The 20,189-nt window shown below is 66.8% G+C and carries 18 protein-coding genes, 1 tRNA gene and 1 other RNA gene; 11 read left to right on the plus strand and 9 right to left on the minus strand.

What is annotated here, in order from left to right; genetic code table 11:
• Positions 1-18: 18 nt before the first annotated feature.
• Entirely contained in the window at positions 19-1,212 is a 1,194-nt protein-coding gene (locus tag ACU18_RS14635) for an MFS transporter (RefSeq protein WP_050686680.1), read from the minus strand.
• A gap of 136 nt (positions 1,213-1,348) precedes the next feature.
• Here ACU18_RS14635 and ACU18_RS14640 point away from each other — a divergent pair, with 136 nt between their 5' ends.
• The 4 genes from ACU18_RS14640 to ACU18_RS14655 are packed head-to-tail and all read left to right on the plus strand — an operon-like array spanning position 1,349 to position 4,313.
• Positions 1,349-2,308 (plus strand): D-2-hydroxyacid dehydrogenase family protein, encoded by a 960-nt coding sequence (locus tag ACU18_RS14640; protein ID WP_050686682.1) that lies wholly within the window; start codon positions 1,349-1,351, stop codon positions 2,306-2,308.
• Positions 2,309-2,319: 11 nt separating this feature from the next.
• Positions 2,320-2,895, plus strand: a complete 576-nt coding sequence (locus ACU18_RS14645; RefSeq protein WP_050686683.1) for a GNAT family N-acetyltransferase — start codon at positions 2,320-2,322, stop codon at positions 2,893-2,895.
• 28 nt (positions 2,896-2,923) lie between these two features.
• Positions 2,924-3,628, plus strand: a complete 705-nt coding sequence (locus ACU18_RS14650) for a DsbA family oxidoreductase (RefSeq protein WP_050686724.1) — start codon at positions 2,924-2,926, stop codon at positions 3,626-3,628.
• Between the two features lie 34 nt (positions 3,629-3,662).
• A complete protein-coding gene (locus ACU18_RS14655; RefSeq protein WP_050686685.1) occupies positions 3,663-4,313 on the plus strand; it encodes a TetR/AcrR family transcriptional regulator in 651 nt (216 codons plus the stop codon).
• A gap of 75 nt (positions 4,314-4,388) precedes the next feature.
• On the opposite strand, the gene ACU18_RS14660 is transcribed toward ACU18_RS14655, so the two are convergent.
• Together ACU18_RS14660 and ACU18_RS14665 are read right to left on the minus strand one after the other, a co-directional pair.
• A complete protein-coding gene (locus ACU18_RS14660) occupies positions 4,389-5,057 on the minus strand; it encodes a LytR C-terminal domain-containing protein (protein ID WP_050686686.1) in 669 nt (222 codons plus the stop codon).
• On the minus strand, positions 5,050-5,349 hold the full coding sequence (locus ACU18_RS14665; protein WP_197273594.1) for a type II toxin-antitoxin system VapB family antitoxin: 300 nt from the start codon (positions 5,347-5,349) through the stop codon (positions 5,050-5,052). Before ACU18_RS14665 ends, ACU18_RS14660 begins: the two co-directional genes overlap by 8 nt.
• Positions 5,350-5,498: 149 nt before the next feature.
• Here ACU18_RS14665 and ACU18_RS14670 point away from each other — a divergent pair, with 149 nt between their 5' ends.
• Complete coding sequence (locus ACU18_RS14670; protein WP_050686690.1) at positions 5,499-6,428, plus strand: hypothetical protein; 930 nt, start codon at positions 5,499-5,501, stop codon at positions 6,426-6,428.
• A 93-nt stretch (positions 6,429-6,521) separates the two neighbouring features.
• Entirely contained in the window at positions 6,522-8,132 is a 1,611-nt protein-coding gene (locus ACU18_RS14675) for a stealth family protein (RefSeq protein ID WP_082178353.1), read from the plus strand.
• A 94-nt stretch (positions 8,133-8,226) separates the two neighbouring features.
• Here the strand turns inward: ACU18_RS14675 and ACU18_RS14680 are convergent, their stop codons facing one another.
• The 3 genes from ACU18_RS14680 to ACU18_RS19375 form a co-directional block, all read right to left on the minus strand.
• Positions 8,227-9,159: a phosphodiesterase gene (locus tag ACU18_RS14680; protein ID WP_050686691.1), complete on the minus strand. Its 933-nt coding sequence runs from the start codon at positions 9,157-9,159 to the stop codon at positions 8,227-8,229.
• 164 nt (positions 9,160-9,323) lie between these two features.
• The gene (locus ACU18_RS14685; RefSeq protein WP_050686694.1) at positions 9,324-9,809 is read right to left on the minus strand and encodes a glutathione peroxidase; all 486 of its coding nucleotides are present in this window, start codon (positions 9,807-9,809) and stop codon (positions 9,324-9,326) included.
• 140 nt (positions 9,810-9,949) lie between these two features.
• Positions 9,950-11,497, minus strand: coding sequence for a M23 family metallopeptidase (locus ACU18_RS19375; RefSeq protein WP_082178354.1), 1,548 nt, complete (start codon positions 11,495-11,497; stop codon positions 9,950-9,952).
• 176 nt (positions 11,498-11,673) lie between these two features.
• On the opposite strand from ACU18_RS19375, the gene ACU18_RS14695 reads away from it, so the two are divergent.
• The gene (locus ACU18_RS14695; protein WP_050686728.1) at positions 11,674-12,597 is read left to right on the plus strand and encodes an oxygenase MpaB family protein; all 924 of its coding nucleotides are present in this window, start codon (positions 11,674-11,676) and stop codon (positions 12,595-12,597) included.
• Between the two features lie 44 nt (positions 12,598-12,641).
• Here the strand turns inward: ACU18_RS14695 and ACU18_RS14700 are convergent, their stop codons facing one another.
• On the minus strand, positions 12,642-13,085 hold the full coding sequence (locus ACU18_RS14700) for a hypothetical protein (RefSeq protein WP_050686696.1): 444 nt from the start codon (positions 13,083-13,085) through the stop codon (positions 12,642-12,644).
• A gap of 171 nt (positions 13,086-13,256) precedes the next feature.
• Positions 13,257-13,341: transfer RNA gene (locus ACU18_RS14705), tRNA-Ser, on the minus strand.
• 361 nt (positions 13,342-13,702) lie between these two features.
• Between ACU18_RS14705 and ffs the strand changes: the two genes are divergently transcribed.
• The 3 genes from ffs to recR all read left to right on the plus strand — a co-directional run bounded on the left by ffs (position 13,703) and on the right by recR (position 18,044).
• Positions 13,703-13,799: signal recognition particle sRNA small type (ffs, locus tag ACU18_RS19380), an RNA gene on the plus strand.
• Positions 13,800-13,850: 51 nt separating this feature from the next.
• On the plus strand, positions 13,851-17,384 hold the full coding sequence (locus ACU18_RS14710; protein ID WP_082178356.1) for a DNA polymerase III subunit gamma and tau: 3,534 nt from the start codon (positions 13,851-13,853) through the stop codon (positions 17,382-17,384).
• A gap of 60 nt (positions 17,385-17,444) precedes the next feature.
• The gene (gene recR, locus ACU18_RS14715) at positions 17,445-18,044 is read left to right on the plus strand and encodes a recombination mediator RecR (protein ID WP_050686699.1); all 600 of its coding nucleotides are present in this window, start codon (positions 17,445-17,447) and stop codon (positions 18,042-18,044) included.
• A 39-nt stretch (positions 18,045-18,083) separates the two neighbouring features.
• Here the strand turns inward: recR and ACU18_RS14720 are convergent, their stop codons facing one another.
• Positions 18,084-19,154: a hypothetical protein gene (locus ACU18_RS14720; protein WP_050686701.1), complete on the minus strand. Its 1,071-nt coding sequence runs from the start codon at positions 19,152-19,154 to the stop codon at positions 18,084-18,086.
• Positions 19,155-19,382: 228 nt separating this feature from the next.
• Here ACU18_RS14720 and ACU18_RS14725 point away from each other — a divergent pair, with 228 nt between their 5' ends.
• Positions 19,383-20,150 carry an IclR family transcriptional regulator gene (locus ACU18_RS14725; protein WP_442853715.1) on the plus strand — a complete coding sequence of 256 codons (768 nt, stop codon included), beginning with the start codon at positions 19,383-19,385 and terminating at the stop codon, positions 20,148-20,150.
• The last annotated feature ends 39 nt before the right edge of the window (positions 20,151-20,189 follow it).

Genomic DNA, 20,189 nt, shown 5'->3' on the forward strand with positions numbered 1-20,189 from the left:
ACGACGGCGGCACCCGGCTCAGCGGCCCCGCGGCACCTGGCGCACGGACAAGGTGGTGCCGGCGAAGAAGACCAGTACGGAACCAAGGATCAGCAGCAGGGGCAGGGTCCAGGAACCGGACGCATCATGGACGAAGCCCACCAGGGGCGGCGCGAGGGCCGCGAAGCAGTAGCCCAGGCCCTGCACCGTGGCGGACATCCGCCCGGCGGACGCCTGGTCCCGGGCCAGCCGGATGACGGCGATGAACACGACAGTGATGCCGCCGCCCTGGGCGATACCGCCGGAAACGCTCCACAGCCACCACAGCCCAGGCGCCAGCAGCAACCCGACAGGAACCGCGACCCACAGCACTCCCAGGGTGATGGCCACCGTTTTCATGCTCCAGTACTTGGCGGCAAACGGAACGCCCAGGCCGCCCACGATGGCCAGGATCTGGAAAATCGAGGAGGCCGCGCCGGCTCCGGACGCGGACATGCCGAGTTCGTCGTGCAGGTAGCTGGGCAGCCAGGCGGTCACCCCGTAATAAGAGAAAGCCTGGCCTGCAAAGCCGGCAGTCACGCCTGCCGTGACCCAGCCCGCGCCCTTCACCGGCGGCAACGGCGCAACTGCAGGCACCTGGCCGGACACCAGGAAGGCGTTCCGCGGCCCCACCGCCAGCGTCCACCCCACGATGGCGAGGACGGCCAGGACCGCCACGGCCGCGAGCGCCGTCCGCCATCCTGCCGCGGCTGCCAGCGGGGCGGTCACCACGGACGTCAGAAAGGACCCCACGTTCAGGGCGGCCGTGTAGATGCCCATAGCGGTGCCTTGCCGGCCGGGAGCAAAATCACGCCGGATGATCAACGGCGCCGCAATGTTGCCCACCGTGATGGCCACGCCGATCAGCACGGTGCCGGCCACCACCAGCACCGGCCCCCCGGCGGACCGCAGCAGCACACCGGCCAGGACCCCCAGGATGGTCAGCGTCACCGCGAACTCGGCCCCGAATTTTCTGGCCGCGAGGGATGCCAGCGGCGCCGCGAGCGAGAAGCAGAGCACGGGGATGCTGGTCAGCAGCCCAAGCATCACCGGTGAGAACGCCAGTTCCGCCTGCATCAGGTCCACCACAGGCGCTACGGCCACAAACGGCCCGCGCAGGTTCAGCGCCAGCAGGCCAATGCATGCCAGCAGGATCCAGCCGGCAGGAATCCTGGCGGAAAGCCGGCCGGTCATGGGCGGCGGGCGGGTCGGGGCCGAAAAATCATCACCCCCATTGCTATCACGGCGCCCTTCCCCGCTTCAGAGTGTTGCCCCGTGAGGGCCTGCTTTACGATGAACATCACGCCATTCCGGGACAAAGGACACCGCCATGAAGCACCGCCTAGCCATCCTCGACGACTACCAGGACGTGGCCTCCGGTTTCGCCGACTGGGCCGCGCTCGAAGCCCAAGGCATCACGGTCACCACGTTCCGCAAGCCGTTCGCGTCCCCGGAGGCCCTGGTGTCGGCGCTGGCCGGCATAACAATTGTCATCGCCATGCGCGAGCGGACCGCATTCCCCCGCGAGGTCCTGGAACAGCTCCCGGCGCTGAAACTGCTGGTCACCACCGGCATGGCAAACGCCGCAATCGACACCGGGGCAGCAGCCGACCTCGGCATCACCGTGTGCGGGACGCCGGGCTCCCCTGCCGCCGCACCGGAGCTGACCTGGGGGCTGCTGCTTGCCCTCGCCCGGCACCTGCCCGCGGAGGAGCGTTCACTCCGTGCCGGCACCTGGCAGTCCACGGTGGGCTTCGAACTCGCCGGCAAGACCCTGGGGATTGTGGGCCTGGGCAAGATTGGCCGCAGGATAGCCGGCTACGGCAAGGCCTTCGGCATGGACGTGGTGGCCTGGAGCCAGAACCTGACGGCAGAGGCTGCTGCGTCCGCCGGTGCCCGGCTGGTCAGCAAGGAGGAACTGTTCCGCGCCGCAGACGTGGCCACCCTGCACCTGAGGCTCTCAGCCCGTTCCGAGAACGTTGTGGACGAACCGGAACTGCGGCTCCTGGGGCCGGAAGGGCTCCTGGTCAACACCGCCAGGGGACCGCTGGTCAACCAGGACGCGCTGGTCAGGGCGCTGAACGGCGGCTGGATCCGCGGTGCCGCCCTGGACGTCTTCGACCAGGAACCCCTGCAGGCGGGCCACCCGCTCCTCACCGCACCCAACACCGTCCTCTCCCCGCACCTTGGCTACGTCACCACGGAAAGCTACCGCCAGTTTTACGGCGGCGCCTTCGAGGACGTCACCGCTTGGCTGGCCGGTTCGCCCGTCCGCACCATCACCGCCTGACAGGAAGACCCATGAGCCACCTCCTTCGGCAGGCAACAGCGGACGACGCCGGCGCGCTGGCGGAGCTGGCGGCCGTCACCTTTCCGTTGGCCTGCCCGCCGTCGTCGTCGGCTGTTGACATCGCCGCGCACCTCGCGGCGACCCTCAGCGAAGCCTGCTTCGACGACTACCTCGCGGACCCGGACATCACCATCACGGTGATTGACTCCGAGGGTGCGCTGGACGGCTACAGCCTCCTGGTGGCCCGGCCCGCCACCGACCCCGACGTGGCGGCCGCCCTGACCCTGCACCCTTCGGTGGAGCTGAGCAAGTGCTACGTCCATCCGGCCCAGCACGGGCTCGGCGCCGCCGCCGAACTGATGCGCGCCACGCTGGCCGCAGCCGCCGCTACCGGCGCTGCGGGCATCTGGCTGGGTGTCAACAACCAGAATGAGCGGGCGCTCCGGTTCTACACCAAGTCAGGTTTTCGGCAAGTGGGAACCAAGTCGTTCCGGCTGGGCACCACCGTGGAACACGACTTCGTCCTGGAGCGTGCCCTCACCCCTGAACCGCCGGTGTGGGATATCCAACAGCGGCAGGAGGAATAGCCGCCGCTGCCGTGCGGTTGTGCCCACCATGAAGGTAGAGATCTGGTCAGACGTTGCTTGTCCCTGGTGTTTTATTGGCAAGCGCCGCTTCGAGGCCGCGCTGGCCGAGTTCCCGCACCGTGCCGCGGTGGACGTCCAGTGGCGCAGCTACCAGCTGGATCCGGCACTGCCGGAACACTACGACGGCACCGAACAGGACTACCTGAGCACCCGCAAGGGTATGGCGCCGGACCAGGTACAGCAGATGTTCAGCCATGTCACCGAGGTGGCCAAGGGCGAAGGCCTGGCGTATGACTTCGACTCGGTGGTGGTGGCCAACAGCTTCACCGCCCACCGGCTCATCCATCTCGCCGCCACGCAGGGCGTCCAGGATGCCGCCAAGGAGCGCCTGCTCAGCGACCATTTCGAGCACGGCAGGGACATCGGCAACCAGGACTACCTGGCCGCACTGGGCCACGACCTTGGCCTGCCCCAGGCTGAGGTGGCGGAACTCTTCACCTCGGACAAGTACGCAGCGGACGTCCGCTTCGACTTCGAGGAAGCCCGGGCCCTGGGCATCAGCGGTGTGCCGTTCTTCGTGATCGACCGGAAGTTCGGACTGTCCGGCGCCCAGCCCGCGGCCACGTTCACGGAGGCGCTGACCCGCGCCTGGGAGGACGCCAACCCGCTGGTGCTGGTTGACGCTGCCAACGCCGGGGAAGCCTGCGGGCCGGACGGCTGCGCCACCAACTGACCGTTTTACTGACACATCGGGGTAAAGTGTCTGTATGCCACGGATTACAGCCGCCAGCAACGCAGACCAGCGCGCGGACACGCAGCGCCGGATCCAGACGGCGTTCGGTGAGCTCCTGTTTTCCCACGGCCTGCCCGGCCTGACCATGACGGATGTTGCCCGGCACGCCGGGGTTGGCCGCACCGCCGTGTACAACTATTACGCGGACATCGAGGAACTGCTGATCGCGTACGCGCTGGATGAGACGGAGAAGTTCCTCACCGAGCTCCGTGACTCGCTGGCCACGCTCGAGAACCCCGTGGACCGGCTGGCACTGTACGTGCGCGCCCAGGTGGTGGACCTCTCCCGCCGCCACCTCCCGCCGGGCCCTGCCATGGGCGCTGTGCTGTCGCCGTCGTCCTTTGCCAAACTGGCCCATCACGTGGGCGACCTCAGCGTGCTGCTGCAGGGCATCCTGCGCGACGGCATGGAGCAGGGCTTCCTGCCGGCCGCGGACATCAGCCAGCAGGCGCAGCTGATCCTGGGGACGCTGTCCTCCAGCGCGGCCCGCGGCAGCGACGAGGCCGCGGAACTGGAGGCACGCGTGGCCCGGACGGTGCGCTTCATCCAGCTCGGTGCCGGCGCCAGGTTTGACGACGGCGGCCGGCCCGTCCGCCAGGGGCTGGACCCCGCACCCCTCCCCTGACTTGCGCTATCAGATGTGGTCCCCATCGCCCCGGTTTAACGACCAGGACTGATAGCTCAACGCGAGGGCGGGGGCCTAGGGAGCGGCGGACGGGACGACGGGTGACTTATCGTCGTCGGCGATCCGGCGGCTGTCCCGCGGGCAGCTGAGCCGGCCGGGCGTCTGGTCCACAACCTCCGGCGCAGTCAGTGCGCTGTAGGCCTGGGACAGGATCACGTCCACGCTGCCATCGGTCCTGCCGTCCTGGAAGTAGTCCGAGCCCGGCAGGTTGCGCTGGATGCTGAAGGCCGAGGACTGGCCGGTGGGGCCGGAGACCACGGCGGCGATGCCCCGGTAGCCGGCGTCGATGTTGGCCACGGCGCCCACCACGAACTTCCGGGCCAGGAGCTCATCCGCCACGGCGCGGGCCAGGCCGGGGCGGCTGGTGGAGTTGTACACGTTGACGTTGATGGTCTCGTTGGGCGCATAGTCAAAGGTGGCGGGAGGACAGGTGGCAGCAGTTTCCCTGGCTGCCTCGGCCGCCGGGATCTTGAGCTGTCCGTTCATGATGGCCATGGCGGTGATGATGGCTGCCGCGATCATGCCGACGAGGAGCACCAGCACTGCCCCGTGCACCGCGCGGCGACGCACCTTGGCGGTGCCGTCGTCGTCCCGGACCGCATCCAGCGCGGCACGAAGCTCCGGTCCGCTGACCACATGATGGCCGTGCAGGACCGTGGTGTCCTGCGGCTTTCTCCTAGCCATCGAGCACCAGGACCCTGGCGTGGATCGCGGTGCGCTGGTGCAGTGCCGTCCGGACGGCCCGGTGCAGGCCGTCCTCAAGGTAAAGGATCCCCTGGTACTGCACCACGTGCGGGAAAAGGTCGCCAAAGAACGTGGAGTCCTCGGCCAGCAGGGCTTCGAGGTCCAGGGTGCGTTTGGTGGTCACCAGCTCGTCCAGCCGGACCGGGCGGGGCGGAAGCGAAGCCCACTCCTTGGGCGTGGTGTAACCATGGTCGGGGTACGGGCGGCCCTCGCCCACAGCTTTGAATATCACCATGCCACCCTAGGCATCCTGCCAGCCCAGCGAAAGTCTCCAGCGCCGGCGGCGGGCAGGTTGTAGCCAAAAAGCAACCATTGGCCACGTCCCGGGCGGGCCCGTAACGGGGGCCTGCCCGGCGCCGCCCGCCTGACAGAATGGGACCCATGACAGGTTTCCAGTCCCCCGCCGTGCCCACCGCCGAAGCCCACCACCCGGCAGCGCCGCCGCTGGCGCTTTTGCTCGACGTCGACGGGCCCGTGGCCAGCCCCGTCACGCGCTCGGTCAAACCGGAAATCATCAACGACCTGCTGGCGCTGGCCGCCGCGGGCATCCCCGTCATCTTCAACACGGGACGGTCGGACGCCTTTATCCGCGAGCAGGTTATGGACCCCATGATCCAGGCCGGCATCCCGGCCGGCACCCTGATCCACGCCATCTGCGAGAAGGGAGCCGTATGGTTCACGTACACGGCGGCCGGTGCGGGCCCCCTGCATGTGGACCACGAACTTGCCGTGCCTGCCGCCTACGGCAACGACGTCAGGACCCTGGTGGCTGACAAATACGCGGAACACATGTTCTTTGATGAAACAAAGCGGGCCATGGTGTCCGTGGAGCAGCACATCGGGGTGGCCAGCGCTGACTACCTGGCCGAGCAGAAGCTGTTCGACGCCGATGCCATGGATTTGATGACGAGCCATGGCCTGGGTGTGGTCCGGTTGGACCACCACGTCCCCGATTCCGATGATGCAGTGGACTACCGGGTGGACCCCACCATCATTTCCACCGACATCGAGTCGGTCCGGCTTGGGAAGGACCTGGGCGCCAGCCGGGCGGTGGAGCTGCTGGCCGCGCAGGGCATCACGCCGCAGGCCTGGCGGACAGTAGGCGATTCCCGCACGGACTACGCCATGGCCGACTGGCTGCACCACAACGGCCATGCCGTAAAACACGTTGATGTCCGCCCCGCGGATGGCGTCCCGGTCAAACCGTACACAGTGCTTACCGCGGCGGACCTGGGACTTGGCGAAGACGTCATCCACGACGACGCCGGCGGAGCATTCCTGCGCAGCTGGCGGGAGGAATCCAGCCGCTGAACCGGGTGGCCCCGGGCAGTCAGGATCGGTCCGGTAAACATTGCGTTAGCCCGGCAGGACTATCATGCAGGTAGGAACGCAACATATACCAGCATGGAGACAACCATTACAGAAGCAACGGTTCAGGACGAGGTCTACTACGGTGGACAGGCGTCGGCAGCAGAAGAATTCCATGCAGAGGTCACATCGGCCGAGGCGCAGCAGCGCCTGAAGCACCGCCCCGATGTTGTCCGGCACAAGGGCCGCTACGCCCTGATCAACGACACCAGGACGCCTTACCAGGCCATGGTGGAGGATCTGGTCTTCCTGCGCAACGTGCTCACCGACGCTGGACTGGCCTATCTGCTGGTCCGTGGCAACAACCACCGCCCCGTCATCGCCCTGGACTGGAAAGACCGGAAGAAGCTGCGGGCGGCGCTGGTTGAATCCTGCCGGGACGAGCCGTTCTACTCCATGACGGTGGACGCCAAAAAGAAAACGTCGGTCCTGGTGGCTGACGGGGAACTGTCCTCCAACCGGCAGGCCCGGATCTTCCGCCTGTACCGGCCCCGGGTGGAACCCGTGGGCGGCTTCGAGTTCGGCGCTTCCGCGGGCGTCCAGATTGAGCTGTGGTCCTTCGAAGGGGAAGAGCTCACCCTGCCCATCGAGAACTCGCTCACCCGCCGCACCCTCCTGCGCCAGGACGCGGTCCGCGGCACGGTGGAGCGTTACGGCCACTCCTGGCCCACCATCGAGAACATGTTTGCCGACCACGCCAGCGACATCAGCTTCGACATTGACCTGGTGTTCTCCTGGGTGGACGGCAGTTCCCCCGAATACATCGCGGCGCGGCGCTCCCAGCAGAAGGACGTGGTGCTGGGCGAAGGCGACGACCACGAGGCCCGCTTCCGGCAGATCAACGAGCTCAAATACGCGCTGCGCTCGGTGTACATGTTTGCGCCCTGGATCCGCCGGATCTTCATCGCCACCGACTCCCCCGCGCCGTCATGGCTGGCGGAGGAGCACCCGGCAGTGACCATTGTCCGCAGTGAGGAGTTCTTCTCCGACCCGTCGGTCCTGCCCACGCACAATTCGCAGGCCGTGGAGTCCCAGCTGCACAATATCGATGGCTTGTCGGAGCACTTCCTGTACTCCAACGACGACATGTTCTTCGGCCGTGCCGTCAGCCCTGACCTCTTCTTCACGCCCGGCGGCATCACCAAGTTCATCGAAGCCGAAACCCGGATCGGCCTGGGCGACAACGCCGCCGAACGCAGCGGTTTCGAGAACGCCGCGAGGGTCAACAGGAAGCTCCTCTGGAACAGGTTCGGGCGGATCACCACCCGGCACCTGGAACACACCGCTGCTCCGCTGCGCCGCAGCGTAGTCTCCCGGATGGAGAAGGAGTTCCCGGACGAGTTCCGCAAAACAGCGGCCAGCCGGTTCCGGGCCGCCGACAACATCTCGGTCACCAACTCGTTTTACCACTATTACGCCCTGCTCACCGGGCGTGCGGTGACGCAGACCGCGGCGAAGGTCCGCTACGTGGACACCACCATGCGGAGCGGGCTGAACTACCTGCCCAAACTCCTGTCCAAGCGCAACATGGACTTCTTCTGCCTGAACGATGGCAGTTTCCCCGAAGTAAGCTCCGATGAGCGCGCGCAGCTGGTGACGGACTTCCTGGAGAAGTACTACCCCATCAAGGCACCGTGGGAGAAGTAACCGCTGGTCGTCCCTCCGTTTAACCCAAGAGGCCGGCACCTGGGTGCCGGCCTCTTTCTTCCAACCGGGACTGTCGCGCCGGACCTGCCGGAAACTACGTGAACCGGGATGGCTGGCCGAGTTTGGGGCCGACCGCCTGCTTGCGGGTCTCCGGGATCCGGACGCCCGCGGCGGCCAGCCGCCTGGCTGTCTCGGCCGCAGGAACGTATTCGCCCACCGTCGCGGCGCTGCCCAACGGCACCACCGAGTGCACAATGGTGTGCTCGTAGACATGGACCAGGTTGAAGGACTGCCCGTTGTCCTGGCCCCGGGTGCCGCCGACAGGGACATTCAGGTCCTGCGTGTAGCAGCTGGCCGATGCCACCGAAACCGGTACCCCGGCGAAGCTGGCGGTGGTGGAGTAGTGCAGGTGCCCGGCGAGGATGGTCCGGACGTCCGAGTTCCGCACCACGGCCGCCAGTGAGGCCTGGTCCCGCAACTCCACCAGCACCGACAGATCCAGGACCGACGGGACGGGCGGGTGATGCAACGCCAATATGGTCCCATCCGGTGCCGGCGTTTCCAGCTCCCGGGCCAACCAGTCCAGTTGATCGGGGCTTAGTTCTCCGTGATGGAAACCTGGCACCGTGGTGTCCATGGTGATGACCCGCAGGCCTTCGATGAAGTAGCTGTGATCAACCGGCTCATCCGTCCCGGGCTGGTCCAGCAGTCCGCGCCGGAAGTTAGCCCTGTTGTCATGGTTGCCCATGGCCCAGATGATCTTGGCGCCCAGTTCTTCACACGCGGGTTCAACGATGGCCCGCAACTTTGTATAGGCGTCAGGATCGCCTTTATCTGCAAGGTCACCGGTGAAGATGACCGCCTCCGGCCGCGCCCCTGATGCCTTGACCTCTTCAAAAAGTTGAATCAGCCTGGCTTCGCTGTCAACGACGCCATAAAGGGGGTCCGGTCCTCCCAACAAGTGGGGATCGCTCAGGTGGAGAAGGAAGTGGCGTGGCCGGGGATGTTCGGCCTCGATGTGCTCCATTGCTGCCTCTGTGGTCGGTGGGAAACGGCGTTTCCCTTCTACCTTCAGTAACGTTTATCCAACCAGACATCCGGCAAACTTTGGGCAAATCGCCGACGCCCATGTGGAAAAAGGTAAAAAAACTGCGCTTCTGCGCCGCAAATTCGCGGAACGCGCGGTTTTTCTTATCCCAAGGCCTTTTCGACGGCGTCAATGACCTCCGCCGAGTCCGGTTCCGTGGTGGGGGCAAACCTGTCCACAATCTCGCCGTCGCGGTTGACCAGGAACTTCTCAAAGTTCCACTTCACCATCCCCGGCAACAGGCCCTTCTTGAACGTGGTGAGCTCCGAGTAAAGCGGGTGCTGGCTCTTGCCGCGGACATCAGCCTTGACCGTCAGCGGGAAGGTGACGCCGAAGTTGCGCTCGCAAAACTCGGCGATCTCGCTGTCCGATCCGGGCTCTTGTCCGGCGAACTGGTTGCAGGGGACGCCCAGGATCTCGAAGCCGCGGTCCTGGAACTTCCCATAGAGCGCCTCAAGGCCAGCGTACTGGGGGGTGAAGCCGCAGTTCGAGGCCACATTGACCACCATCACCACGTTGCCTTTGAACCTGCCGAATTCGGTCTCGGTTCCGTCGTTAAGGGTCAGCGGGATCGGGTACAAAGATGCCACGGGTCTCGTCCTCAGAAAGTTGTCCATACAGGGTGTTCGTTACCAAAGACCCAACGTACTGGTGGGTGCTGGTGGTTTCCTGTACGCGGAATTCGGTGCGGCGAAGGACCGTTGCGGGAGGCGGGGCAGCAGGGGCGCAGTTACCCGAGCGTGGGACGTAGCGTCGGCGTCAGTGTTGGCCCCGGCGTTGCAGCTGGTTCAGTTTCCGAGCGGGCAGGGGCCGACGACGGCGTGACGGCCTGTTTCAGCGCGGCAGGTGGCGTTGTGGTCGGCGTAGTCGTGGCCGTGGCAGTTGCCGGCGGGGTTGGGGCCGGCAACGTCGCCGGCACCGCCGCCTTCGTTGGAGTGGGGGTTGTCGTTGGTATTGGCGTGGGGGTCGGCGTTGCCGTGGATGAAGGCGTAGGTGAAGACGTGGAAGTAGCGCTTGGCGCCGGAGTTGCAGTGGGCGACGGCGACGGCGTTGTCGGGGTCGGCGTAGGAGTCGGCGACGGCTTTGTCGGCGTTGGCGTCGGTGAAGGGCTGGGCGACGGTGTAACTGTCGGCGACGGTGAAGGGCTGGGCGACGGTGTAACTGTCGGCGTTGGCCTTGGTGAAGGGCTGGGCGACGGTGTAACTGTCGGCGACGGCGAGGGGCTGGGCGTCGGAATGACTATCGGCGACGGCGAAGTGCTGCCCGACGGCCCGGTCACGTCTTCGTCGCCGGGTTCCTCACTTGTGGACGGAATCGCGGCAGCCTGCCCGCCGGGAATGGTCCAGATGATGGATCCGCCGGTGGCTGGACCGCTGCCGGGAAGATACGACTGCGCCGGGGTGGAGTCGCCGCCCGTCACCGCACTCAGCGGAACCAGGCCCCACGTCTGCGGATTCACGTATTTTCCGTTGACGATCGTTTCGAAATGCAGGTGGCATCCGGTGGACCAGCCGGTGGAACCAACGTGTGCGATGGCCTGGCCCATCCGGACCGGATCTCCGGCGCGAACCGAGATGGACTGCAGATGGTTGTACGTGGTGACGAGCCCGTTGCCGTGGTCGATCTCCACGCGGTTGCCGCCGCCCCACGGGTGCCAGCCGGCAGCGCGGACCACACCCTGGTCGGCCGCGTACACCGGGGTTCCGCAGGCCGCGGCGTAGTCCTGGCCCAGGTGGAAATCGCCGCCTCCGCCGGTGAGCGGACTGACCCTGAAGCCGAAGGGCGAACTGGGGCTAAGCGCCGCAAGCGGAGCCATCAGGAAACCCGCTGGAGGGCGTCCGACTCCGCTCGTGCCGATGGCCGAAGGCAAGATGCCGGCGGTGCTTTGGCCGGTGATCGGCGATCTGGTGAAGGGTACTGCCGCAGTGGGATCCGAAAAAATGACCGGCGCAAGCGCACCCGCGCCCACGGTGCCGGAGGCGGGCTGGCCGGAGTCACCGGTTGCAGCGCCGGAGCCGGGAGAACCAAAAGCGCCCGTAGCGGCTCCATTGAAACTCGCGGCCGGGTCGACGGACCCGCGGGACAGGGCCGCCGCGCCCCGAAGGTTGGTGCCGCCGGCAGGGGCGCCCGACTGGCTGACCACACACACCACAGCGGCCAACACGGCAGAACCTGATGCAGCACGACTGGCAGCGCGGAAGGAACGTCGACGTTCCTGGCCGTTTCCGGCGCCCCAATGCTTGCCCAATAGATCGACTCCGATGGTGATCCAGCGCATGTTGCCCTTGCGCGTTCTCCCATGGGAACACACCTCCGGCGGCGTGTGAACCCTGCTGGGCTGCGGTGTGGCAATAATTGTGGAAATACGCCACCCCCGCCGGTTCCATGCGGACCAACACCACCCTGTCCTGGGTCCAACCGCCGCATTCGCCCGCGGCTGGGCAACAATGGGGCCTGCGGAATTTCTTCAGCGAATGGCGTGACGAAGTCCGGAAAACCTTCTCGGGCAAGTCCGGGGCGCCACCGGAATGGACGCTGCGCCTGGCCGACGGCGATGATCCGGGCTACCACCTGCCGGGGTCGGCAGTCTGGGCAGTACATGGTTCCATGTCCCCCATTGTCGGGGGCATCCGGACGCTGCTGATGCAGTCCCTGCATCCTGGCGCGCTGGCCGGCGTCCACGAGCACTCAAATTTCAGGGAAGACCCGCTGGGCCGGCTGGCAAACACCATCCGATGGATCTTCACGGTCACCTACGGGTCGCAGGCAGCCGCCCGGGAAGCGTCCCGACGGGTACGGCGACTGCATGAACCGGTGCAGGGCAGCTACCAGGACAACCAGGGTGCCAGCCAAAGCTACAGCGCCAACGATCCGGATCTTGCCAACTGGATCCACATCGCCTTCACGGACGGATTCCTCGCGGCCCACAAGCTCTGGGGCGGCCCCATCCCTGGCGGCGCCGACGCCTACGTCCGGGAGTGGTCACAGGCAGGAACGCTGATGGGAGTGGAACATCCGCCCCGCACAGAAGCCGACATGCGGCGCCAACTCGACACATGGCACCGTAACGGCGACCTCCGCGTGGATGCCAGGGTCCAGGAAACTGTTGCCTTCATCCGTGATGCACCACTGCATCCCATGCTCCGGCCCGGATACCGGATTCTGTTTGCCGGCGCGGTCTACAGCCTGGAGCCCGAATACCGCCGGATGCTGGGCCTGACTGTTCCCCGGCTAGGGCCGTTCCCCCTGCCGGTAAAGCTGGCCACCAAAGCCGTTCTCGGCGTCGTCCGCCTTGCCCTGGGACCCATGGGTCCCAGCGAAGTCTCTGCCCGGCAGCGGCTGCGCCGGCTGGGCTCCCCGGCGGCGGACCGGCCTTAAGGGGCCCCGGAAGCACCGGGGGTATCTCCGGCCGGCCCTTCCGCTCATTTGCCTACGTACACGTTCTGGTGAACCCGCTTCAAGCCTTCAGACTCGAGTTGGGCGGCGTCCGCGTTGTCCCGCACCAGGACGGCCGGTCTCCTGTCTGACCCGGTCACGGTCACGATCTTGTTGCTGGAGCTGCCGGCTGCAGCTGCGCATCCCGCGTAATCGGTGACGTGCCCATCGGCATTGACCACCGCCAGGCATGCCTGGGCGCCATCGGTACTCTGCGCTGCAAAGAACTGCCGGCCGTTATCTTCGACCAGGAACCGCAGGGTTGTGGCATCAATGTGTTCAGGAAACTGAAAGTGCGCATCGCTTGGGAGTTCGTCTTCAGGTCCGGCAGGAGTTGTCAGTGCAGCAATACCTGACCCGTCGCCGGCGCAGCCTCCGAGCAGCAGTGGAACCGTCAGTATTGCCATCGCTGCCGCTGGTTTGAGCTTCATCGCCTGTCTCCCCCGTTAGTTACCGCGCCAAGGATGCTAGCGCACGGCTATCGGCAGGTCTTGTCATACGCGGGAAGGCCTGAGCGGCCAAGCCGCATAGGCCTCGTAAGCCGCGGGGCGGTTAAACCAGGAAATCCGGCCCCATCATGATGGGACCGGATTTCCGTTCGGCGGAGAATGGGGGATTTGAACCCCCGAGGGCGTTAACCCAACACGCGTTCCAGGCGTGCGCCATAGGCCGCTAGGCGAATTCTCCAACTGCTTCTGAATCAAAAGCAGATACTAGATTACCTGAACTTTTCCCCATCGCCCAATTGGCGCCTTTTCCGGTTTGCGTACGGGGCCTGGCAGTGTCCGGAGGGCCGGCGCTTAAAACCGAAATGGACGCCCCCAATGCGCCCATTCCCGTGTGCCACCGTTGAGCTGCCGGGTCCGGCCCCGTTCTCCCAGGCCCCGCAGCTCACAACCTTGAGATTGCCCCAATCGGTGTACATACCCATGATCGGGGGTGGCGGGGGGATAAGCAATCAAATTCGCTGATTGGCCGGACTCAGCAGCCGCCACCGGGGCCCGCGCCCGCCGATTCGAGTCACGCCGGATGTTCGGGTAAAGTAACTGGCGGCCCCTCATGTGGCGTCATCCTGTTGAACTCCCCCAGGACCGGAAGGTAGCAAGGGTAAATGGGCTCTGGCGGGTGCATGGGGGGTCTTTACTTTTCCCCCACAGGGCGGCAGGTTGTCGGCCCGGATTGGTAGGGTTTTCTCTGTGACAGTTACTACCGCCCTCTACCGCAGATACCGTCCGGATTCCTTTGCAGACGTTATCGGGCAGGAACACGTCACGGAGCCGCTCATGACGGCCCTGCGTAAGAACCGCGTCAATCACGCCTATCTTTTCTCCGGCCCCCGCGGCTGCGGCAAGACCACCTCTGCGCGCATCCTGGCCCGCTGCCTCAACTGCGCCAAAGGCCCCACGGACACCCCCTGTGGCACCTGCCCCAGCTGCGTCGAACTGGCCCGGGGCGGCTCCGGATCGCTTGATGTCATCGAAATCGATGCGGCGAGCCATGGTGGCGTTGACGATGCGCGCGATCTTCGCGAGCGGGCCACCTACGCCCCGGTCCGCGACCGCTACAAGATTTTCATCATTGACGAGGCCCACATGGTCACGTCGGCCGGCTTCAACGCGCTGCTGAAAATCGTCGAAGAGCCGCCGGAACACATCAAGTTCATCTTCGCCACCACGGAACCGGACAAGGTGATCGGCACCATCCGGTCACGGACCCACCACTATCCGTTCCGCCTGGTTCCGCCAGAACCGCTGATGGCCTACCTTGAACTGCTCTGCAACCAGGAGAACGTGCCCGTGGCCCCCGGCGTCCTCTCCCTGGTGATCAGGGCCGGTGGCGGCTCCGTCAGGGACTCGCTGTCCGTCCTCGACCAGCTAATGGCCGGAGCCGGCCCCAACGGCCTGGACTACGAACTGGCTGTTGCCTTGCTGGGTTACACCCACGCATCGCTGCTTGACGACGTTGTGGAAGCGGTGGCGGCATCTGACTCAGCTACCGTCTTCCGCGCAGTGGACCGGGTCATCCAGACCGGGCACGACCCCCGCCGTTTCGTTGAGGACCTGCTGGAGCGCTTCCGCGACCTCATCATTGTCCAGGCCATGCCCGAAAGTGCGCAGACCATTCTTCGGGGAATGCCTGCGGACCAGATTGCCCGGCTGCAGAACCAGGCCCACAACCTGGGTGCCGCTGAACTGTCCCGCGCGGCTGACGTCACCAACACCGCCCTGACCGAAATGACCGGGGCCACGTCCCCGCGCCTGCACCTCGAACTGTTGTGCGCCCGGATCCTTTTGCCCAGTTCCGAACAGAACGAACGCGGCATGGCCGCGCGGATCGACAGGGTGGAACGCCGCCTCAATTACGCCGGGAACGACGTCGGGGCTGCCGCCACCGCGGGTCCGGACGGCACCGCGACTGCCCCTCCCGCGGGCCCGAGCGGCTCTGCCCCGGCAGCGGCAGCGCCCATGGCTGCAGCCGCCACGGCTCCGCCCGCGACTCCGGGTCCGGCCCCGTCTTCCACCTCCCTGGCAGGCCCGTCCGCCAACTCCACCCCGCGGGCCACGCCGCCGGCAGCAACCGCGCCGTCGGCCCAGGCTGGGCAGTCCGCAGCCCAAGCTGGGCAACCGGCAGCCCCGGACACTAACGCCGGGACGGCCGCCCCGGAACCTTCGTCCGCCAACCCGGATGAGGCTGAAGGTGCAACCCGGCAGCCGCTGACACCACCCAGGGTCAGCACCGCCGACTGGCCCGTCGAGGACACAGCTGGCCGCCGGCCCCAGGCCACCGAGGCATCCCCCGCATCCCCGTCCACCAGTGGCACCAGCGCAGGCAGTACCCGCGACGCCAGCGTGGCGGCTGGCAGCGGCGGCACCGGCAGCGGGGATTCGGCGCCCACCGTGTCCCGCAGTGCGCCCTCCGGATTCGGCGACGTCGAAGTGCTGCGCCGGGCCTGGCCTGAAGTGCTTCAGGCACTGTCGAAGATCAAGCGCAGCACGTGGGCGCTGGTCGAACCCAACGCACAGGTCAGCGCCTTCGATGGCACCATCCTGACGCTCTCGTTCTCCACGCAGGGACTGGCCGGCGCCTTCGGGCGTGCGGACCACGCGGAAAACCTGCGCCAGGCCATTCACAAGACCTTGGGCATCGACTGCCAGATCACCGCTGTTGCCGGCGGCGGACAGTCGAGCTCTGACCCAAACCCAAAAGCACCGGCCAAGGCAACGCCCCCGGCCACCCCCAGTACCCCGGCGGCCGCCAGCTCGGCTGACGTCGCCTGGGGCCTGGCACCTGCGCCCGCACCGGGCGCGGAACCCGCTCCAACTGCAGCGGAGGTGTCGGCGGCTGCGCCTGTATCTACGTCTGCGGCTGCCCCTGTGGAGGAGCCGGCCACAGCGGGACCTGCCGCGCCGGCAGATTCACCCGCGGCGGGAGGCAGCGCAGGTTCAGCGAACGGCCTGTCAGGCTGGCCAGTCACCAGCCAGGATCTTTCACGCCACAATGACACCGCTTCCACCAATCAGCCGACACCTGCGGATCCTACGGTAACGACTGGGGCCACTGCTGCCACGGCAACTGCTGCCCCGGAAGGTCCTGCCGGGACAGCGGCGGCCGCTCAGGAGCTGCCAACCGGACGCACCGCGGCTGCAGCGACCCCTGTTCCGGAATCGCCTCAGCCGGTGCAACAGGACACCCACGGCGTGGCAGGCGACTATTCGTACTCCGACGACGACTGGGGACCGCCCCGGGATGAGGACGCTCCCCCGCTGGAGGAGGAGCCGCCCATGGACTGGGCGCCGCCGCGCCAGTCCACGCCCCCGGCGTCCGCTGCTGCCGCCAGCTCCGGCTCAGGTACCGGTCGCGGCAGGGCACCGATCGCGGATGCTCCGGATCGCTCACAGAACAAATCTTCGGCACAGCAGTCCGCCCAGGCTGACAGCGGGACAGACCCCTTGGCCCGCGACCCCTGGGCCCGCGCCGTGGAGCAGGCCCCCGGAGTCTGGGTGGTGGGCGACACCAGTAACGTGGGCGCCACCGCGGAAACCTCCGAACCGGGAAGTCCGGGATCGGGTACTTCGGAATCCGGCGCTTCGGCACCGGGTACTTCGGCATCGGGCACCTCGGCACCGGGCACCTCGGACCCGCAGCCGCACTACGAGCCTGCAACCGCTTCTGTTCCACCCTCAATTCCAGCTGGCCTGCCGGGAACATCATCAGGGCCGGAATGGGGCGCTGTCACGGGCTCTGACCCGGCGCCGGGTCAGGCGCCGGCGCCTGCGCCGGCCACTGAACCGGCGAGCGCTTCGGCGCGTGCGTCTGCGTCCGCTCCGGAGGCAGAGCCTGCACCCATACCTCCTGCCGCGCCGTCCGCTGCCGCCGCTCCAGCCGTGTCCGAGCGGCGCGAACCCGCCTACGCAATGGCCGCGGCAGCTGCGGCCCCGACTTCGACTGCAGCTGCAACTGCGGCCCAGGCCCAGTCACCGGCCGCCGTCGAAACCCGGCAAAGCCTCTACCAGCGGCTGTCCAACAGTCCGGAAGCCGAGGCCGGCCGGGCCAAGGCGCCGGCACGCGCAGTGGCCACCGCCACCTACGTCCAGGATGTCCCCAGCGCAGATGATGAGACCATCGAAGAGTCCGGGGTATTTGGCCGGGCCGCAGTGGAACGCATCCTGGGCGGCAAACTCATTGAAGAGCGCTCAGCCGATGGCAGCCCCATCGCACCAAGATACTGACCCCGCACGGTTTGGCCGCGGGCCGGCTGACCACAATCCACACCAAGTTAAGAGGAAATCGTGTACGAAGGTGCTGTCCAGGAGCTGATCGATGAGCTCGGACGCCTTCCCGGCGTGGGCCCCAAATCCGCGCAGCGGCTGGCCTTCCACATCCTTGAAGCCGACCCGCAGGACATGAAACGGCTGGTGGAGGCGATCACAACGGTGAAGGAACGGGTCAAGTTCTGCACAGTGTGCGGCAACGTCACGGAGCAGGAACTTTGCAACATCTGCAGGGACCCCCGCCGGGACCCCGCGATGATCTGCGTGGTTGAGGAATCCAAGGACGTCCTCGCCGTGGAGCGCACGCGTTCCTTCCGGGGCCGGTACCACGTCCTGGGCGGGGCCATCAACCCCATCGCCGGCGTAGGCCCGGAACAGCTGCGGATCCGGGAACTGCTGACCCGGCTCAACGATGGCGCCATCCAGGAAGTCATCATCGCCACGGACCCCAATCTGGAAGGCGAGGCCACCGCCACCTACCTTGCCAGGATGCTGAAAACCATCGGTATCGCCGTAACGCGGCTGGCATCTGGCCTGCCGGTGGGCGGCGACCTGGAGTACGCCGATGAGGTCACGCTGGGACGCGCCTTCGAGGGCCGCCGGAACGCCCTGACGTAGCAACACCTGGTTGGCGAAGCACAGGACTGAGCCGATTCCTCAGACCGGAAGCTTCCGGCTGCGTCCCGCCCGCTGGCCGGCCGCCAGCACGACACCTGCGGCGGCCAACTGCGTCCCAAACCCCACCGGAGCCAGGGGCACCCCGCTACCGGCCTCCTCGCCGTCGTTCCCCGCCACGCACGGAACCTGCATGCCCTCCGCGGCGGCCTGCAACTCCCCCGGCACCCAGTTGATGGCATCCACGCGAGGATCGGTTTCCCCTGCCAGCAGTGCCAGGAGCACCACCGGGTGGCTTGTGGCCAGCCACATTATCCGTTCCGTATGGTCAACCACGCTGGTACCGCTTACCTCGGAAGAGCAGCTGTACGATGTGACCCGCCCCAGCTCATCCCGCTGGATATTGATGGTCACCAGGACCAATTCCTCCGCCCGGACCGTGGGCAACAACGCCACAACCGCTCCGACGTTTCCCACCAGGAGCAGTCCCGCCATCCCCCAGGCCAAAGCCCGGCCCCGCCAGTCCTCGAACCAGCAAGCGGCGCCGGCACCAATACCGGCGAAAACCACTGCTTCCACCACCATCAGTCCAAACGAAACTGCGGCGACGGCAGGGCCGGACCCCGCCAAGGCCGCAAACAGTGCAAGGAGCAGCCCGGCGGCTGCAGCAAACACCGTTCCTTTGGCCGTGGCCTGGGCCCAGCCCCGCCACGGACCATCGGCCCGGCCGTCGGGCGTCCCGGGTAGCACCGGAACCGCACCCCATCTGATGGCCAGCACGCAGCACGCCACCACCAGGGCTGCGGCGGTCAGGATGTAGGTCCAGCCGTGGGAATCCGGTGGCAGGCCACCGATGGCAACTGCGGCGCTCACCAGCAAGGCGCCCGCGCAGCAGCACACGGCGAGGACGGCCGCGCTCCACCCCCAAAACCAGCGCGAACGGGTGCCTTTGAGTCCGGCAGCGAAACCACGACGCAGGAGGAACCAGATATGGGGTGCCGCGGGCGACGGCGGCCCGCCGCTGACGTCGTCAGCGTCACCAACGCCGGGACTGCCATCCCCGATCGGCTCGTACCGGGGCTCACTGGCAGCCGGGTTGTCACCGTCAGTCATGGTGCCCCTCCCTCCCGGTTGGACAGGCCCAACCCACTTTTTAGATGGCCGTCCCACTGGCTGTTCCAATCGTGATCCGCTGTGGTGTCCGTGTCCAGTACCGGCAGATGCCATACCGGCCGGGCGGACCACAGCGGGTCCTGGCGCGCCCTGGCGGCATGTGAGAATGGGCGTGGCCAGCGGATGGAAGGAGCACCGGCAGTGGAAGTACCTTCGGAATCTTCGTCCATGGCCCAAGGCCTTCGGATCGTCCGCATGGTGGCGGATCGGGAAAAACGGGGCAGGCGGCTGCTGGGCGTTTCCCAGCTCGCCGCGGAGCTTCACATGGAGCCAAGCCGCGTCTCCCGGCTGGCCCAGGAACTATGTGAACTGGGGCTGCTGGAACGCGTAGAGAGAGGACCATTCCGGACGGGGCCGCGGTTCTTCACGCTGGCAGCCTCGCTCAACACCGGTTGGATTCGCGGAGCCCGGACCGAGCTGGAGGCCCTCGTGGCCATGTCCGGGTTCAGGTTCAGAATTTCCGTGCGTGATGGCTACCGCGTGGTTCTGCTGCGGACGTCCAGCAACGATGCGCTGCCCGGAAGCTTTGTGAAGCCGGGCATGGTGACACCCGTCTGGTGTACCGGAGCGGGCCGGGCACTGCTCTGGGACCACGGACAGGCAGCGGTTGAGGACCTGCTCCGCGGGGTGAACTTCATCGGCATCGGCGGTCCGGGTGCGGCGCATTCGCCGGTCGAAGTCTGGGGACTGATGGAACGTGACAGGCCCCGCGGCTTCGTCACGGCTGCCGAAGAATTCGAGCACGGCATCCATGAACTGGCAGTTCCCGTCCGGAATCCTGAGGGCATCATCCTTGCCTCGCTCAGCGTCCTCGGCAGCGGTCCCGCGCTCCACGACAGCACCAGCCGCCTCGCCGGCGCCCTGCTGGTGGCCGCCGACCGGCTGGGATCCGGTGGCAGCCCTACCCTGGACGGCGCCGGCCCGGCGTCTGACTGAACCGCGTTCCTTGCCCGGCGCGCGCGGGCATCCACCAGC

Origin of the sequence: Arthrobacter sp. ZBG10 (assembly GCF_001238605.1) — a bacterium.
Lineage (GTDB): Bacteria > Actinomycetota > Actinomycetes > Actinomycetales > Micrococcaceae > Arthrobacter.